This window comes from Veillonella parvula (assembly GCF_032550495.1).
GTDB lineage: Bacteria > Bacillota > Negativicutes > Veillonellales > Veillonellaceae > Veillonella > Veillonella parvula_G.
The window spans coordinates 83,998-102,026 of the sequence record NZ_JAWFZJ010000003.1 but is presented as its reverse complement, the minus strand read 5'-3'; the positions used below and the strand labels follow the sequence as shown (position 1 = coordinate 102,026).

Genomic DNA, 18,029 nt, shown 5'->3' with positions numbered 1-18,029 from the left:
AGAAAACAATCGATACAAGGTTTCCGTCCCCATCAGGGGATTATTTAATTTAACTGGAAGGAAGCGTACCATGACAGCTTGAAGAAAAAGAGTAATGTTTCCGTCCCCATCAGGGGATTATTTAATTTAACTAGTGGTTAGGCGGTGTATCAAGGTTAATCACCTGTATAAAGTGTTTCCGTCCCCATCAGGGGATTATTTAATTTAACCTACTCTTAAAGAAAATGTCTAAATAACAGATAGTATCTAGGTTTCCGTCCCCATCAGGGGATTATTTAATTTAACTTGATAGTCCGCCTAGCCTTTCAATAATTTTTATTAAAAAGCGTTTCCGTCCCCATCAGGGGATTATTTAATTTAACCCTGTCTTCGAAACAACAGATATTTACTGGTTCTAAAATACCAAAAACGGCGGAGATTGTAAATCCACTCCGAAAGGCACTTTACCGAGCTAAAATAATGTCGTTTAACCGCGCCACTATCACAACGGCGCAGATTTATTTTTCCAAAGATTAAATCTAGGTCTATTATAGCACATCACTAGCATTAATGAAAAATATATGAAAATAGAGCTACCTTATATAAGGTAGCTCTATTGAGGTGCCATATGTAACTCATTTTTAATAATTCATCTGCTCCCGCAGTTTCATTTATTTTCTTATACGCCTATCCTCCTTTTCCAAATTTCTCTCCACCCTCCTATTTCTACTTTCACCGTCCAACGAATTATCTCGTTAGGTCTCTCCAGGCGATAAATAGTTCGGCCACGACTTGAGGGTTTTGGCTAAGTTTGATGCGGGCTAGCATTTTTCGCACGTAGTTGCAGTGTTCTAACATCGCTTCATTCAGTTTGTGTTTAACATGACGCGGGGATTGGTACACCAAGATCGGTGCAAAGTCCGCCACATGAATATAGCTCGTATCGGGTTCCGGACCTTCCGTAACGATATATTCATAAGGTATAGCCACGTTAAAGAGGCCGTACACCACGTCCTTGCCGATAGGGCGGCGACATTTAATATGAGCAAAGGTTAGATGCGGACCATAGGTCTTAGGTGCGGTATAGCTGCTGCGTCGACCATCGCTGGTCATGATGTAATTGGGTCTCAGCCCTTCCTGCATCGCCAGCTCTCGCGTAATCGTGCGCATCGGCAAATGAACCATTTCTTCGCGTCCATCCACAAAATAACACTTCGTACTGTCTCCACCACTAGGTTGATAGGTAGGAATAAAACAAACAATGTGATTCTTTGGATTCGTATAGATCAAATCCAAGTCTTCTCCCTTAGATAGCCGAGCGGCCATCAAATCTGTTAGTTTATCATCTATTGCCATGGAATCCTCTCCAATCTAATCAGGAACATTCCTTTCAACAATACAATGAACACGTGTTCTGTGAAAGCAGATTAGCATGCTTTAATCTGCTGCTGACTTAATTGTATATCAGCCTGTATAATTTGTAAATATATATACAAAACTATAGAAATTTACGTATATTTAATGACTTTATGATCTTGTAAAAGTTATATATACCTTGATGTGTCATTATTTTCTCATTTAAATTGAGAATTGCATATTTTATGTATATTTGTTAATCGAGATTAAAAGAAATATGCAATATATAGAATATAAATAAGAAATTAAATTATAATAACTAATGCACACGCAAGTCTGTAAAGTCCGTACTCAAATACCTGCGCAGCTTCCGAATGGCTCGTTCGTGGCGCCGTTGGATGGCTTGGCGACTGCAGTTCAGTTCTTCACTAACCGATACCAAGCTTTGGCACTCACCGTAGACACGGCGCAGTAGGTCTCGTTGGTCAGGCGATAGTCTACCTAAAGCCCACACAAGGCGCGCTCGCAGTCTATGCTCTTCATCGGCACTCATCACCATATCCGCCACATTTTCGCCAGATGCGAAAATATCCATGCCAAAAGCGACTTCTCCATCATCGGTGGTGCGATCTGGGATGTGAATTTCACGGCGATAACGCAATCGTTCACGTTTCCAGTACCGCATGTAACCGTACATGATGCCAGCTTTCACAAAGCCTGGGAACGGTACGGCCCCGTTCAAATCAAAGCTATAAATCGATTCTATGAGGATGGCCCAGAGATAGCTCTCTACGTCCTCGCAGAACTCGCGGTTTCCCATGCGATTCGTATAGTGCAAGATGAGCGGTCGATACCTGCGACAAAGCTCGATTTGTGCCGCATCATGACGAAGCTCATCAGCGGACCACGGCTGATACCCTACCGTCTGAATCCGCATATTCGGCTTTTGACAGATGGACACGAGGCTCTTGTCCGACAAGGACGATAAAACTTGATGCCCACAGACGAGGGTTTGTAATTTCAATTCCTCTGGAATACTTTCCTTAGACTCATTAGCTTTTGATAGTAAAGAATGAGATGATAATGCCTGTGTTTCTAACGTTTCTGACTGATAGTTGTCATGTTGTAAGTTCGCAGTTTTAATACATGTTCTTTGTACTAAAGGTTCTTCGTTTGTGTATAACATAAATCCCCTTTCCTGCCATGGCATAGCGCTTATGTACACAATACCGCGGAAAGAGTGTTTTGACAAATCAGCAATTCCTTGGAATTTCCCTATATTCTGTTATATTTGAACCTTAATTTCTATCCATAGTACACCGTACCTATGCGATTCAAAGGGTAATTGCTGAAAATAGATAATTACCAAAAATGACACCACATACATAATGTGGTGTCATTTTTTAGAGGAAATATACTATCATTGAGTAATAGTATTCAATCTTTAGATAGTAGTATTCAATCTGAGATTGTCTGATTAAATCGCAATACACGCGGCTTGGACAAAGTCATTTAGCTGCGGTTTTACATGATTATAATATACATCAGCGCCATAACCGCGCACGATATCGCCCCAGTATTTATATACATAGCGATACCAGAAATGGAACATACTGTTCGTGAAATGGTAATCCGCGTACTTTGCGTTCCCACGGCTACTTGCCTGAATACGACCTACGAGCCCCATAGACATGAGATCGTTCAAACGGGATGTAAAGGTACCGCTTTTAATTTGGCTTTCTTGTAAAAGCTCCACGTAGTACGGTCTTTCCAAGCTAGCAAGACCCGTTAAAATAGCATTGGCACCGGTTATATTTTTCATATCTCGATGCAAAATATATTGTGTTTCTTCAAAGAGAGCTCCCGTTACTGAGAAGAACAAGTTAATAATATTCGTATCGATGCTTTCACCATTATCAAAGTATTGCACATAGGCAGGTAACCCACCAGTTACGGCAAAGACGGTGCGCAAATCATCCTTTGCATAGTGAAGTCCCAAGGATTTCATATCAACCAAGGAAAATGGTTTCACCTCAAGATATTCGGACACGAAAGGCCCAATGAGGCTGCGATCGCCAATGATGCGGCCATCGAGCTGTTCCAGACCATTAGCCATCAAAATGATGTTCAAACGGCTCGTATCTTTGTAGGTATCTAACAAATCGCGCAAGTGAATGGGAAACTGAGGAACTGCTTCCACCAAGGATGGATAATCGTCAATCACCACAGTCTGAGGTGTTTTCACACTGCTTTCAAAAAGCCTCACAAAGGCCTGCTGCAAACTCTCTACAGGCTCGAATGTATCTTGAGCATTAGCAGGAACAAAACGTGCCTCAAGAGCTCTATTTATATCAGCTACATGGACTGATTCATTGGCCATGCGCCCCGCCAAATATATCGCCTTATGACGGCGTACAAGTTGCGAAGCCACATAGGATTTACCACTGCGATGAGGACCATATACAACACATAAACTCATTTGGCCCATTGCAATTCGGGACTGGATACGCTCTATAATTTCAGCACGTCCCACAAAATTCATATACTCACCTCCAACTATTTACGGAAATTATTATATCATAATTTTAAATCATTATTAAACTTTTTTTCATATAGTTAACATAGCTTTTTATTATGTTAATTTTTTTACTCATCAAATTAGAGCTTTCATGCGATACGTGTTGCCTTACCATCATAAAAGGTCTTTTGATCACTTTATTTTCATATACCTTTGATATCAATATATCCTATAAGGCGTGGTTATATAAGTTATACATTATAAGCTATACACATTAACCTATAGATTTTAAACTATATAGTTTAAAAATGACGTGCTACCTAAAAGGTATAGCACGTCATTTGCATGTTAAGTATATTAAATTATTACTGAATTTTCTTATACTAAGTCTATTAATGGTAAATTTCTAACTTGTAAATATCTAATTCGTAAATTTCTGATTACAAAATCTGATATTCTTAAATATCTTATGGATCAATTTGCGTTTGCATTTTCATCAATAAGATGCGCTTAACCGATTCATTGAGGCGCTCCGTCGTAATCGTTCCATCCGCCACCGCTTGCGTCAGCGCACGATGGACTTCATCGATATGAATCGTATCCGCATCAACAAGAATGAGATCACTGCCCGCTAAAATAGAGGCCACAGCGTAATCGCCTATCTTTTGGTTGGATTGCAACGCACCCACATCGATACGGTCCGTCATAACGATACCCTTATAGCCGAGCTCCTTGCGAAGCCAACCGTCTATAATCGGCTTAGAGGAACTCGCCAAGTGTTCGTTATCGATAGCGGGAATCTGAATGTGGCTCATCACAAGCATATAGCTATTCGCCGTCGTCTGTGCAATGAGCCGTTTAAAGACGGCTACATCATTATTGCTGAGATACGCTTTCGCCTCATTAGCAGATCCAAAGGATGCATCCCCTAAGGTCACTGCCGGAAAGTAGTTATAAGCAGACCACATATGATTAATTTGGTAACGCTCCACCATGGCAAGGTTTATGTGACCTGCCCACGTGGGGTCAGATGTATAGGACATATTCGGTACGCCAAGGTTAGCATTAGGCCCAATAACCAAGTTAAAGCCCATATCCCGCATTTCAATAGCAGATCGCGTGGCCAAATTAATGATACGATCCATAGGCAATTGCCCCCATCGATTGGGCTTCGGCAACCGCAAGAAGCTTTCATTCCCATGCAATATGCGATCACGATGCACCGCAATATAGGGTGTCACCATGCTAGAGGTTATCGCCGTTTGCATAATATCGCTGGTGAAAGTTTTCACTTGGTTCTTATTAATAAGGTTTTCATTCGTTAGCATAACGCCACTGACACGGTATTTTCGAATTACATCCTTTTGGGATTGTCCTATCGTACTGCCATGAAGGCTGATCATCATCAGCTGCCCTACCTTATCCTCTTGAGACATGGCCGCAATCCAAGTGTCCACCTTTTCAGACACGGGTTTGTTGGACTCCAGGACGGCACGGTACGATACGGTTCGTACCGTTTCTTGTTCTGCCTGACTCTCATGTTGGCATCCAGTTGTACCAACGACAGCAACTAGTAAGGCAAGGCCACTCAGGACCCGCCGAAAAAACTGGTTCATCTCTCCTAAAAGCTCCTTAATGCTTACGCAATATTATGAATATTATGGGCTTTCTATGTTGCTCTCCCAATGCAACACCCATAAGTCCCCTCTTGATCCGTACAGTATATTTTTATATTATACACTAAATGATTCATCTTTTCCTCATAATAAAATAATTTTTTTTATACTGGATTATTATAATAAAGTTATACAGTAAAAATATGTGAATTTTGAATAATTATATAAAAAAATCCTACGAATCGTTTAAAAAGTGACCGCACTGTAACAAAAGGCTACGTGAGTATCAAGTCACTCATGACCCGTAGGATTTCATTTTATGTTGTATACCCTAAATAGCTAACGCTACTATGAGTGTATAGGCATTTGATTACTTTATAACAGCCTGCTGTTTGAGTAATCGACTATTATTAACCTTTAAATTTTTCTTTCTTTACTAGCACATCGTCAATACTAACCTGCACCATATTTAAGCAATCAGCTATCATTAGCCTTTGAATTTAGGGGATGTTGGGCATGTTTCAGGTGTTACGTCTTTACGAGTACCAAGAACCGCGCTGCGGTCTGTGTAGTGTGTGTGTAAAAGTTCGTGTGCCTTATGGCCCAATGGTTCGCCCAAGAAATCTTTGTACAATGTTTGGATTTCTTCATTTTCATAGGACGCAACCCATTTGTAGTTTTCGTCAGCTTCGTAAAGACCGCCGATACGAGCTTCCTTAGTTTTAACTGCTTGAGGCAATTTAGTGCGCGGTTGACCACCGCCACCAATACAACCGCCTGGGCACGCCATAACTTCGATGAAGTCGTAGTGTTTACCGCTATCTTTCAATGCATTCAAGAAGTCACGTGTATTTTTACCACCGTGAACAACGGCAACGGACAATGTTACGTCATCACCCAATTGAACAGTTGCCTCTTTTACGCCTTCCATACCGCGAACGTCCTCGAGGTGAGTCAACGCATATGGAGGTGGCTCTTTATCAGTGATGAGTTTGTAAGCCGTACGCATCGCAGCTTCCATAACACCACCTGTGTTACCGAAGATGATGGATGCGCCAGTTTCCATGCCGATTAAGTCGTCGAATTGAGATTCTTCTACTGTGTTGAAGTCAATATGTTCCTCTTGAATCCAACGGATGAATTCACGAGTTGTGATGGAAATATCTGTGTCCATGCCAAGAGATTCGTCATTGTGGTAACGAGCCGCTGCATTTTCTTCTTCCCGTTTCGTTTCTGCTTTTTTAGCCGTACAAGGGTTTACAGATACGGATACGATCTTACGAGGATCGATGCCTTTTTTCTCTGCAAAGTACGTTTTAATCATAGCCGCTTCCATAGCGATACAAGAACGTGTGGAAGACAAGTTAGGAATCAATTCAGGGAAATAGATTTCCGCAAAGCGTACCCACGCTGGGCAACAGCTTGTAAACTGAGGAATTTGACCGCCATTTTTAAGGCGTTCCACAAGCTCGGATGCTTCCTCCATAATGGTTAAGTCCGCACCAAAGTTAGTATCTACTACATAGTCTGCACCAAGTTTACGCAAGGCACCAACCATTTTGCCTTCCAAGAATGTACCTGGTTCATAACCAAAACCTTCACCGATGGATACACGAACTGCTGGCGCTGTTTGGATTACGACGATTTTCTCAGGATCAGCAAGGGCTGCTTTTACCTTTTCAAGCTCGGATTTAGCATGCATGGAGTCGAATGGGCATGCTGCGGCACATTGACCACAATGAATACATACAGGCACATCGCCGTTTGCATCAAGGTCGTAGTAATCAAGAACGCTCATTACATCCGCACAAGCGCGACGGCATAACGTACAGTTTTTACACTTGGAAATGTCGTGATAAATGGATGGATTGTCGAGTGCAATCGGCACGCGTTTATCGATAAATTCGTATTGAGACATGAGGACCTCCTCTAACAAACTATAACTACCAAACCTATTGGGGCGAAATATGCCAAACTACGGAGCACTACGCCCAAGCCATACTTCTGCATCTTACCTATAGTATACGCTATGGTGAAAGTTTATACTATGTAGAATTGTTACACTTTTGCACAAAACCTCTGAAAAAGTGTACTTTAAATCACATTTTAACATAGAAAGATGAATAATTCATCTATCTTAAGGGCATTAACTAATGTGCCTTAATAAGTGACTTACTTATTAGCACTATAAAAACTAATGGCTTAATTGTTAATACTATAAGAGCTAAAACAAAATTATAATATACATAAAAAAACGCACGCTCTTTAAAAGAACGTGCGTGTGTGAAGCTTTCACAAAATCATTCAATCTAGACAAGCCGGTACTAAGCAATAGTGTACTCGTCTGTAGGATTCAATTATTTACCGCCCCAAATAAGTTGGAATACAGCGTACGCAGGCGTACCTGGCTCAACTTTACGGCTATTTTTATTAACTTGTTCCTCTTTCACAACATAACCTTGTGGGTTATAAAGAGTCACCTTAAGATCCTTAACTTCCCGTTTTTTATGATTAAACTCTTCAGTCACAATGTAATGGTAACCTTCATAGTCCATAGCTTTAATATCCATTACCGCTTTTTTATCATCTTTTTTAACGGAATCATTGTCGATAGACCAAGTAACACCATTGCTATCTGTGCCTACTGTATACCAATTAGCCGCATCAACACTACCAATACCGCCGATTAATAATGCGCCTGCTGCCAAAACAGCTGCCAATGTTTTTTTCATATTAATACCTCTCAAAGAAAATATAAAAATATACAAACTAGTATATAAGGAAAAACTAAATGTTATATGAAAACTATCTCTATCAACCCACAACATGGTAATTCATCTTCTCTTAATTTCGAAAGAAGCGATAGAAATTCGGCATAAGTTGAGTAACTAACTCTGTCGGTTCATATAGAACAAACTTCTTCACTTTTCTTGCTTTCAATAACTTTGCGTCTTTTAAAATTTGTAAGTGTCTCGATACGCTTGATTCAGTCATTAATAAAATTTGCGCTAAAGACTGTGTCGTACTTGGTTTTTCCAAAACATAATTCATAATTTGCAACCGCACTGAATCGCTCAAGGCTTTAAAAATAGTAACTAATCCCTCCGGTGTGGAGTTATAATAACTTGGTTGCTCCGCAATATCATAAGTAATAGCAATTCCTTGATTAAAAGATTCAACAAACAGATGCGGCCAAATAAAATAACTTGGTAACAACATAATAGAGTCACTGTCCTTTAAATAAACCTCTTGATTAAAAGGTTTAATAATAGCTAAAGCTCCTTTTTCCCAATGGATTCGATCAATTTGTAAATGATTAAACATCTCTATAAAACCTTTTTCCCTCAAAAATGAAGATTGCTTTTGTATTTCAATTAAAAGCTTTTGCTCAATTGATTTTTCTTTCCAAGTATCATCAAAAATTGATTTTCTATACCAATCAATAAAAGAAAAAAGTCTCCTATAAACACTTGTAGCATTTCGCTTCAAATCTTTAAGCAATTGATCATTTTCATTTAAAGAAAAATCTTTCCACTCTAGTCCTTTTGCTAATGTTGGAATAAAGGCATTTTCTCTATCATCTATTATTCTCTCCAAATACTCAATTAATTGAATAGTCGGATAATTAACCAGAAATTTCTTTAAATTTTGTATTTCCTCTTCAATCGTTGTCATATGATAACGAAAATTACAAAGTAAAATAGGAGAGACCCCCAGTTCATAAAAAAGTTGGAAATAATGAAGATTCTCATAAAATTCTTCAGTAAGTTTATCTTGTATCTCAATCACCCAATCAATATTAGTTCCATGATGGCGCGGATTTAAAAGCACATGTAAACTTCTAAAAAGTTCATTTAAAGGGGAATACACAAATTGTATTCTTTGTATTAACGTTTCATTTGTTTCCAAAGCATAATCGCTAAACCGAATTGTAATAGACATAAACATCCTCCTAAACGATTCGATATTTTTTGAATCGTTTGATTATAGACTTTAGACTTATTATATTATACTTAATAGTTTTAAAGAAAAGGAGAAATCTTTATGAATAAACAATTGCAAGATCTACTCATAACAATTGTTGCAGGTATGGGAATGTTATTATCCACTCTCGATACAGGAATTATCAATATAGCATTACCCTTTTTAAAAGAACAATTTCAAACTTCAACTGATATTGCAGCCTTCACAATAACCGGTTATACTTTAGCTTTAGCTATCTCTATCCTACCTTTAGGCGTATTAAGCGATAAATTTGGAAAATTAAAAATTTCGTATTTAGGATTCGTGCTTTTTGGTCTAAGTTCTTTATTTTGTGGCTTAATTAACAATATCAGTTTATTAATTATTGGACGAATTTTTCAAGGCATAGGAGCGGCTGCTTTACAAGCTACTTCTGCCGCACTAATTACAACTTTAGTTTCTGAAAAACGTAAAAATAGCTCTATTGGTATCCTCGGAATTATGATTGGTTTAGGCCCTATTCTAGGGCCCTCTTTAGGCGGGATCATACTTTCGTTAAGTTTCTGGCAACTTATTTTTTTGATAAATATTCCTTTTGTAATTCTCGGAATTGCATGTAATAATTTCCTTCTCAATAAACTCTCCGAAAAAAACAACAACCGACAATTAGATATGCTTGGAATTACTATAAACACTCTCATGTTAGTTTCTCTCTTATTAGGATTATCTTTATTAAACAAATCACATCTATTTGTAGTTGGTATAATCCTGATACTATCTAGCTTGTTGCTCGGAATTATATTTTACTATGTGGAACTTAATAACAAACACGCACTTATCGATATCAAAGGATTAAAAAATAATCCTCAAGTAATCTCTTACCTTTTTCAAACAGTTACTTTTGGCTTTGCCTCTGCAATGATCTTTTTACTTCCCCCCTTCATTTTTGAACAATCATATCATCTAGAAGTGGGGCAAACTGGATTTCTTGTTCTAGGAGCTCCTACAGGGCTGGTGCTTTTTTCAAGAATATCCAGTAAAATCAATAACGGCAATAAAAATAAGCTATTTAGCCATATTGGTCTAAGTATTATTATCATATCCTTGATTTTTCTCTTACTGATCAATCCTAACTGGCCTTATCAACTCTTAACATTAGGATTATTCATCTACGGTATTGGTGGAGGATACTTTCAACCTGCTAATATTGCCAGTATTATGCAAGCCAGTCCTATGGAAATCCAAGGAAGTACAGGAGCTTTGCAACGAATGCTGCAAAATGTTGCGATTTCAATCGGTTCAGCTATTGGTGCAACTTGCTTAAATATCTGGTCAAATGATTTATTATTAGCAACTCGAATTGGATGGGGAATTACACTAATTCTGGTTATTATAAGTTTAAAAGAAGTATTTAAATTTTCCCATCATAATAGTTAATACAATCTAATCCAGAGGCTGTAATTAAAACTAAGTTTTAATTACAGCCTCTTTGTCATATCTATTCAATAACATACCTACCTAAAACAAAAACACACTCACCTTGGAATATTCTCTCTGTATGAAAAAATGAATCTGACACGATTGAATATGGATATTCGCCCTGTAAAAGTACTAATAATATAGAAAGCCCCGAACTATTCTGAAAACGACTTAGATCACTTTTCCCTAGAGGGTGGTATGCAGAGCCCTATGGGATAAAAGAATATTAGCAGTTAAGGGATGCCAATACTAATGCTAAGGTAATTTAGTAAAGAAAAGGCCCAACACTGCTATGAAAACGACTTAGCTCGCTTTGGAGGCTTTCATAGCAGTGTTGGGCCTACTATCTAAACACACAGTCTAGAATTGGCATCCCTTCACAGAAGGATTATTTACCCCATAGGGCCTGCATAACTTCCGCCCCCATGGTATCTGGTTCAATTTTCGTAGGTTTTTGTGCTTCTTTACTGGATAGCAATGCTATACCAGCATTGCTATATACTGTTGTATCAAGTTCTGTCCATGTTTTTTCTTTGCGATCGATCCGTACTGTGTAGATATATGTAAAGCCTTCTACATTGTTAATTTTAACAAGTACTGTAGCCGCATCATCTGTTTTATATACAGAAGAGTTGTCAATAAACCATGCCGCATCGTCAGCATCAGCATCGATATAGTACCAGTCAGCAGCACTAGCTTGACCAAAGCCACCTACAAAGAAAACTCCTGCTGCAAACATAGCAGCTAGCCATTTTTTCATTTTTAAACTCCTCAACACTAGAGGCGACCATCTAAGATGATCGCCCATGGTTACTTAATAGTTATATAGTGTTTTATATTATTCTACTTCTTCTTCGATTTCAGCGCCTGGAATAACAGCAATACTAGCTACCTTATCACCTTCGTCGAGGTTTTGTGTTTTCACACCAGAGATAGCTTTGCCCTTCTTCACAGCGATGTCATTCATATTGAAGCGGATGATTTTACCTTGCTCAGAGATAAGCATGACTTCGTCATCGTTATGAACAACCTCTACGGCTACTACATCGCCGGTTTTGTTAGTAATCTTGAAGTTCTTAGAGCCTTTACCACCGCGTTTTTGCAATGTATAAGCTTCCGCATCATTGCGTTTACCAAAACCTTCTTCAGAGATAGTAAACACTTGTGCTTCACTTTCATCAGTATTAAGAACACCAGCGCCTACAACCACGTCGCCTGCATTTAATTTAATACCGCGCACGCCGTGAGCTGCCCGTTTCATGAGGCGCACATCGTGCTCGCTGAAGCGAATAGCGATACCCAACTTAGTGCCAATCAAGATGTCTTGGTTGCCAGTCGTTACGTTAACGGAAATCAAACGATCGCCTTCGTCGAGATTAATCGCATTGAGACCAGAACGACGGATATTGCGGTATTCTTCAATAGCTGTACGTTTTACAACGCCGAACTCAGTGACCATGAATAAATTTACATCTTCATGGACCCGTTCAAGGTCGATCATAGTCGTAACGGATTCGCCTACCGCGAGTGGCAATACGTTAACCATAGCGGTACCGCGAGAGTTACGAGAGCCTGCTTCCGGCACTTCGTATGCCTTGAGGCGATATGCACGGCCTGTAGATGTGAAGAATAACAATGTATTATGGGTCCGCACATGCATAATTTGCGTTACATAATCATCTTCCTTCGTCTTCATGCCGATAACGCCAGCGCCGCCTTTATGTTGGTTGCGATATACGTTCGCGTTCATCCGTTTGATATAACCTTGCTTAGTCAAGGTAATCACCATCTCTTCGTCAGCGATGAGGTCTTCTACATCAAGGTCGGATGTGTCGATGGTGATTTCAGAACGACGAGGGTCGCCGTATTTCTTCTTCATATCATCGAGTTCGTCTTTGATGATTTGACGTTGACGCGCTTCGCTAGCCAAGATAGCTTTCAAATCTTCGATCAATGCCAATAATTCCTTGTATTCCTCTTCGATTTTCTCGCGTTCCAAACCTGTTAAACGGCGTAAACGCATATCGAGGATGGCTACCGCTTGTTTTTCTGAAAGCCCGAATTTTTGCATCAATGCGTTACGTGCAATTTCGTCAGTTTGAGAACTGCGGATTGTAGCAATCACTTCATCGATGTGGTCGAGGGCGATCAACAAACCTTCCAAGATGTGAGCACGCGCTTCTGCTTTGTTAAGCTCGAATTGAGTGCGGCGTACGATTACATCTAGACGGTGATCTAAGTAATAACCCAATACTTCTTTCAAATTCAATACACGAGGATGTCCGTCCACGAGGGCTAGCATAATCACGCCGAATGTTTCTTGAAGTTGAGTGTGTTTATATAATTTGTTAAGTACGATGTCTGGTTGCACGTCAGCCCGTAATTCGATAACGATGCGCATACCTTGGCGGTCAGATTCATCGCGAAGTGCTGTAATGCCATCGATGACCTTATCACGGCTCAAGTTCGCAATGGTTTCAATGACGCGAGCCTTATTCACTTGGTACGGAATCTCAGTCACTACGATTTTATGCTTGCCCTTGGACATCTCTTCGATGGTTGCACGAGCACGCATTTTAACGCTACCACGGCCTGTGGAGTACGCTTTTTTGATGCCTTCTCGGCCCAGAATGAGTGCACCAGTCGGAAAATCTGGACCCTTAATAGCGGTCATCAATTCATCTACCGTCACATCCGGATTGTCGATGAGCATCGCTAGGCCATTACATACCTCGTTGAGGTTATGTGGTGGAATATTTGTCGCCATCCCTACGGCGATACCACTGGAACCATTGATGAGAAGATTAGGAATCTTCGCTGGCAATACAGTTGGTTCTTGCAAGCTTTCATCATAGTTCGGCATGAAATCAACAGTTTCCTTGTCGATATCGGCAAGCATTTCCGTTGTAATCTTCGCCATACGTACTTCGGTATAACGCATCGCAGCGGCACTATCGCCGTCGATAGAGCCAAAGTTACCGTGGCCGTCCACCAAGAGGTAGCGCGTATTGAAATCTTGCGCCAAGCGAACCGTCGCATCATAAACGGAACTATCACCATGTGGATGATACTTACCGAGTACGTCACCGACGATACGAGCGGATTTCTTGTACGGTTTATTTGGCGTCATGCCTGTTTCGTGCATTGCATACAAAATACGACGATGTACTGGTTTCAAGCCATCGCGCACATCTGGAAGCGCACGCATAACGATTACGGACATTGCATAATCGATGTACGCATTCTTCATTTCTTTATCAATCTGAACGGGATGAATATTCCCGTGGGACCATTGTTGGTCTGCCACAATCTCACCTCATTTTACTAACACTGATACTAATTCATCATATAATTATAGCATTTTTGCAGTTTTAACGCTATATTTTGTAAAAGTTTCTTCCCATTACATGGCCCAATTGTACAACTGTTGCATAGCTGTAATTAATTCTATAAAATATAATAACCTCTATCTCTTATTTAATGAGCCGCATGTTGTATCATATGATCTAAAATGCTAACAAAATCTCGTTCTACAGCCGAAGTGTCATTACCAGTACTACCAATGCCTGTTAGCATAGTTTCTTTCCAATCATTTTTTGCCATAAATCGAAAGGCGATCAAATACTTAGCTTTTGTTTTGTCCGCTTCTCCTTTTGGTAGATAATAAAAGCCTACGCTTCTATCAGAAGGAGGGTGCAATAACGCTGGGTTGTCTTGCGGTTTATACAAACTATATATAGATTTCATAAAGGTTAGAATATCTTTACCCTTTACAGATTCGTCTACAAAGATAATCTCATCATATGTGAATAAAGATATCTTATTAGTACCTGCCACACGTGTCGCTTTAGACTTAGCTAACTCCAAGGCTTCCTTGTGCGTCGCCATCCGCATGCCATACTGCTTAGCACGCTCCACTAACGAACCATTCAAATGAACTAAATACGCTTGTGAATACATAAAATTCGCATCATTTTTTCGCTCACCACCAGGGGCCGGCAATGTTGGCCACTTGACTACAGAATTTGTAGTAAAGGAAATACCATTACTTTCATCATAAAACACATACACATTTCGCTGGAATGGCTTCTCCTTCTCCACCACAGATGACTGAAGAACAAGATTCGGATGCACAACCGAAAACTCCTTCTCCACGCTAGACTTGATATCCTCTGGTGTCGCAGGATCACCATTCTCCGTCGTCCAAATGAAAGAACAACCACTCAACACTACACTACAAACACCAACGATACCTAACAACACATACCTAAACAACCTCATACACAAAACCTCCCCTCTCTCTATGTAAAAACTATAGAATGAATATGCTGGGATAACTATGGATAGGACTATATTATTATTGATGGGACACCTTTATAACTAGCGTATTAAAAAGGGCTATTACCTATTGATGAGCGACTTAGGTCACTATGGAGCGAAGAGATAGGTAATAGCACTTTTTAATTAATTACGTATATAGTTCTCGGGCCCCATCAATAATAATTACCTATTAACTAGTTCATCTAGCATATTCATCCTGTAATTTTCTATTACATTCATAAAGAATTGATTATGTATCGGATTTTCGCTCATTCCGAATAGATGGCTGTTGCACTCACAGTCGCTGCACCCAAAGTTCGGTACATTCCATTCCGCAATAGCCCGCACCGCATCAGCGAGAGCACATTCTACGTCAATTTTGGTTAAATCTACATCTGCGCTTTCACGAGCAGCCGAATCATCAGAGAGTTTACCTTCACGCCGTTCCTGAGCAGAAATTGTCATAGCCTGCGGCCTCCCACTAGTACGAATCGGCAAGCCCGCTATCATTTCACAGTAACCGCGGAAGTAATCTAGATGCCAATGCATTTTCTTCCGTTTTCGTTTATGACGTTCAATGCGTTTCGTTAAATTTGCCTTCGCGGAACCAACATACATATAGTAACCAGGTTTGAAATGCATCATCCCTTTAGAACCGATTTCGAGATCTAGATCGTGATCGAGGTGCATGACCATCACATACACGCCACTATCATGAGCCTCTGTGTCGAGGATACCACTAGGATAGGAACATTCATGTGTCACCGTAGGCATGGTGAAAGTCTCATCCCACGCCACAGCCACAGCTTTCCAATCTAATGAAGGTGCCACCTCTTTAAAGGTTTTGGCAAATTCCAAATCCGTATGATAATCTGGCAAGAACCACTGCGCTTGGTCCCATTGTACGAGGAATAGAACACCCGTGTGATAGCCTTCGTTTTGTAATTCTTTCAGATGCAATAAATGCTTGCGGCCTCGCTCTGTAATAGCATCAGGGAACATGGCTCCCGTCTTGGAGAACAAGGTACAGGATTTAACCTCTAGTAAAAACTCATCCCCCTTATCATTGGTGAGGAGCAAGTCAAAGCGAGATGATGTGCCGTGTAGTTTAACCGTATACTCCCGTCTCACTACGCGCCACTCCTCCCAACCAGGGATACATTTATTTTCAATCAAATGTTGCGCTACATCATTGCTGTAGTTTGTATCGAGCATGATAACAACGCCATCGCGCTCGATACCTACCACACGGTATTTCGTCTTCGCATCCGGCTTGTCGTGAGGCACGATGTACATCGTTACCCCCGTAAACAAGAGCTCCCACATGCGACCAGGATTTGGCAAATGAGCGAGTACACTTTCACCATTCAAATCTAAAGTCACCACAAAACGATTCGGGCGACCTATGTATGTTGCTTTTAAAATAGTATCGTAAAGGACTTTCATCGTTTCTCCTACATCAAGAACACTCTATATGTCTATTATACGATATGTAACCTTGGGTTTCATCTGTAAACAGTATCGTATATAATGATAGTTAGTAAACAATCAATAATTAATATTAAAAAAGTTCTATTTTTGTAGCTTGAGTTACATTATTGTTTGTTAAAATGGTTTATACTAAGAGCGTCGGGTCAGTATTCTAAATACCCATACTGATCATTACGCCGGGTTTTGATGAGGCATCGCCTAGTTGATCTCATCCCACTTGTCCGTATATATGTGCGAAGCTTTCACAAAACCCTAGGGCGTAAATAATTAATATATAAAGAGTTTTATAGATTAACTAAGTAGTTTTAGCCACTATTCTCCGCAGAGAGGGCTCGAGAAAGGATTTAATATGGCACAAATTGCAGCAAATTTACAACGCATAAAAAACGGTCAACGCCGTTATGCAATTACACCTCGCGTTCCTGCAGGTTTCATTCAACCAGATCAATTACAAAAATATATCGACGTAGCGAATGAGTTCGGCGCTGTTCTCAAATTAACTGGCAGCCAACGCATTATGATTACGAATTTGAAAGCAGAAGACGTAGATAAAGCATGGGAAATGCTTGGCATGGAGCCAGCATACACTGTGTCCAACCGCGTGCGCAGCGTAAAAATCTGCCCAGGTACTACCTTCTGTAAACGCGCTAAACAAGACAGCGTACACCTTGGCATGCAAATCGAACGCAAATATTTATCTCTTGAAATGCCAAGTAAAATGAAAATCGGTGTGTCCGGTTGTCCAAACTCTTGTACTGAAAGCCGCATGAAAGATGTGGGCGTTATCGGTACTGTAGATGGTTGGAATGTATACGCTGGCGGTAGCGGCGGTGCGCATCCTCGCATCGGCGACCTCATCGCAGAAGTTAAAACAGAAAAAGAAGCTCTTGCATTAGTTGATCGAATCATCGCATACTATAAAGAAAACGCACAAATCGAACGCATGGGCGAATTCATCGACCGCATTGGTTTAGAGGCTTTCAAAGCAGCTGTATTGGGCGACCTTGAAGGGGCTCCAGCTGAAAGCAAATCCGAAGAACCAGCTGTGTTCTTGCCTGGTCAAGGTAACGATCCTGAAGTAGAAGCACCACGTCTCGAAGCAGGTTCCCCTATCACTCCAGACACAATTATTCGCGACATCGTTGAAACCTACCCACATGTTGTACCTGTATTACAAGGTATTGGTATGGGCTGCCTAGGTTGCCCATCTGCAACAGCTGAGCCATTATGGCAAGCCGCAGAAATCCACGGTTTTAATGTATACGATTTAGTAGAGAAATTAGAAACAGCACGAAAAGGAGCTTAAT

Annotated in this window: 13 protein-coding genes; 2 read left to right on the top strand and 11 right to left on the bottom strand. The window is 40.3% G+C overall.

Features of this window, described 5'->3' with window-relative positions:
- Positions 1–726 precede the first annotated feature (726 nt).
- From E6X37_RS06835 to E6X37_RS06805, 7 genes are all read right to left on the bottom strand, one after another.
- Positions 727–1,335, bottom strand: coding sequence for a hypothetical protein (locus tag E6X37_RS06835; RefSeq protein ID WP_004694448.1), 609 nt, complete (start codon positions 1,333–1,335; stop codon positions 727–729).
- A 319-nt stretch (positions 1,336–1,654) separates the two neighbouring features.
- Positions 1,655–2,521: a sigma-70 family RNA polymerase sigma factor gene (locus E6X37_RS06830; protein WP_118091178.1), complete on the bottom strand. Its 867-nt coding sequence runs from the start codon at positions 2,519–2,521 to the stop codon at positions 1,655–1,657.
- A 291-nt stretch (positions 2,522–2,812) separates the two neighbouring features.
- The gene (locus tag E6X37_RS06825) at positions 2,813–3,877 is read right to left on the bottom strand and encodes an ATP-binding protein (RefSeq protein WP_118091177.1); all 1,065 of its coding nucleotides are present in this window, start codon (positions 3,875–3,877) and stop codon (positions 2,813–2,815) included.
- 443 nt (positions 3,878–4,320) lie between these two features.
- Positions 4,321–5,469 carry a glycoside hydrolase family 3 N-terminal domain-containing protein gene (locus E6X37_RS06820; protein ID WP_008714589.1) on the bottom strand — a complete coding sequence of 383 codons (1,149 nt, stop codon included), beginning with the start codon at positions 5,467–5,469 and terminating at the stop codon, positions 4,321–4,323.
- A gap of 487 nt (positions 5,470–5,956) precedes the next feature.
- The gene (locus E6X37_RS06815; RefSeq protein WP_038125620.1) at positions 5,957–7,387 is read right to left on the bottom strand and encodes a [FeFe] hydrogenase, group A; all 1,431 of its coding nucleotides are present in this window, start codon (positions 7,385–7,387) and stop codon (positions 5,957–5,959) included.
- Positions 7,388–7,826: 439 nt separating this feature from the next.
- A complete protein-coding gene (locus E6X37_RS06810) occupies positions 7,827–8,201 on the bottom strand; it encodes a hypothetical protein (RefSeq protein ID WP_004694437.1) in 375 nt (124 codons plus the stop codon).
- A 112-nt stretch (positions 8,202–8,313) separates the two neighbouring features.
- Positions 8,314–9,411: an ArsR/SmtB family transcription factor gene (locus E6X37_RS06805; protein ID WP_004694435.1), complete on the bottom strand. Its 1,098-nt coding sequence runs from the start codon at positions 9,409–9,411 to the stop codon at positions 8,314–8,316.
- 102 nt (positions 9,412–9,513) lie between these two features.
- Here E6X37_RS06805 and E6X37_RS06800 point away from each other — a divergent pair, with 102 nt between their 5' ends.
- Complete coding sequence (locus E6X37_RS06800; protein ID WP_004698075.1) at positions 9,514–10,869, top strand: MFS transporter; 1,356 nt, start codon at positions 9,514–9,516, stop codon at positions 10,867–10,869.
- Between the two features lie 430 nt (positions 10,870–11,299).
- On the opposite strand, the gene E6X37_RS06795 is transcribed toward E6X37_RS06800, so the two are convergent.
- From E6X37_RS06795 to sfsA, 4 genes are all read right to left on the bottom strand, one after another.
- A complete protein-coding gene (locus tag E6X37_RS06795) occupies positions 11,300–11,671 on the bottom strand; it encodes a hypothetical protein (protein ID WP_004694430.1) in 372 nt (123 codons plus the stop codon).
- Positions 11,672–11,749: 78 nt separating this feature from the next.
- On the bottom strand, positions 11,750–14,218 hold the full coding sequence (gene gyrA, locus E6X37_RS06790; RefSeq protein WP_039965176.1) for a DNA gyrase subunit A: 2,469 nt from the start codon (positions 14,216–14,218) through the stop codon (positions 11,750–11,752).
- Between the two features lie 170 nt (positions 14,219–14,388).
- Entirely contained in the window at positions 14,389–15,192 is an 804-nt protein-coding gene (locus E6X37_RS06785; protein WP_287518052.1) for a hypothetical protein, read from the bottom strand.
- Between the two features lie 222 nt (positions 15,193–15,414).
- On the bottom strand, positions 15,415–16,677 hold the full coding sequence (sfsA, locus tag E6X37_RS06780; RefSeq protein WP_287506687.1) for a DNA/RNA nuclease SfsA: 1,263 nt from the start codon (positions 16,675–16,677) through the stop codon (positions 15,415–15,417).
- Positions 16,678–17,071: 394 nt separating this feature from the next.
- Here sfsA and E6X37_RS06775 point away from each other — a divergent pair, with 394 nt between their 5' ends.
- Positions 17,072–18,028, top strand: a complete 957-nt coding sequence (locus E6X37_RS06775; protein WP_004694418.1) for a DUF1858 domain-containing protein — start codon at positions 17,072–17,074, stop codon at positions 18,026–18,028.
- Position 18,029 lies beyond the last annotated feature (1 nt).

Coding starts and splice junctions, on each gene's coding strand:
- E6X37_RS06835 (WP_004694448.1), bottom strand. CDS start 1,335: ATGGCAATAGATGATAAACTAACAGATTTGATGGCCGCTCGGCTATCT.
- E6X37_RS06830 (WP_118091178.1), bottom strand. CDS start 2,521: ATGTTATACACAAACGAAGAACCTTTAGTACAAAGAACATGTATTAAA.
- E6X37_RS06825 (WP_118091177.1), bottom strand. CDS start 3,877: ATGAATTTTGTGGGACGTGCTGAAATTATAGAGCGTATCCAGTCCCGA.
- E6X37_RS06820 (WP_008714589.1), bottom strand. CDS start 5,469: ATGAACCAGTTTTTTCGGCGGGTCCTGAGTGGCCTTGCCTTACTAGTT.
- E6X37_RS06815 (WP_038125620.1), bottom strand. CDS start 7,387: ATGTCTCAATACGAATTTATCGATAAACGCGTGCCGATTGCACTCGAC.
- E6X37_RS06810 (WP_004694437.1), bottom strand. CDS start 8,201: ATGAAAAAAACATTGGCAGCTGTTTTGGCAGCAGGCGCATTATTAATC.
- E6X37_RS06805 (WP_004694435.1), bottom strand. CDS start 9,411: ATGTCTATTACAATTCGGTTTAGCGATTATGCTTTGGAAACAAATGAA.
- E6X37_RS06800 (WP_004698075.1), top strand. CDS start 9,514: ATGAATAAACAATTGCAAGATCTACTCATAACAATTGTTGCAGGTATG.
- E6X37_RS06795 (WP_004694430.1), bottom strand. CDS start 11,671: ATGAAAAAATGGCTAGCTGCTATGTTTGCAGCAGGAGTTTTCTTTGTA.
- E6X37_RS06785 (WP_287518052.1), bottom strand. CDS start 15,192: ATGAGGTTGTTTAGGTATGTGTTGTTAGGTATCGTTGGTGTTTGTAGT.
- sfsA (WP_287506687.1), bottom strand. CDS start 16,677: ATGAAAGTCCTTTACGATACTATTTTAAAAGCAACATACATAGGTCGC.
- E6X37_RS06775 (WP_004694418.1), top strand. CDS start 17,072: ATGGCACAAATTGCAGCAAATTTACAACGCATAAAAAACGGTCAACGC.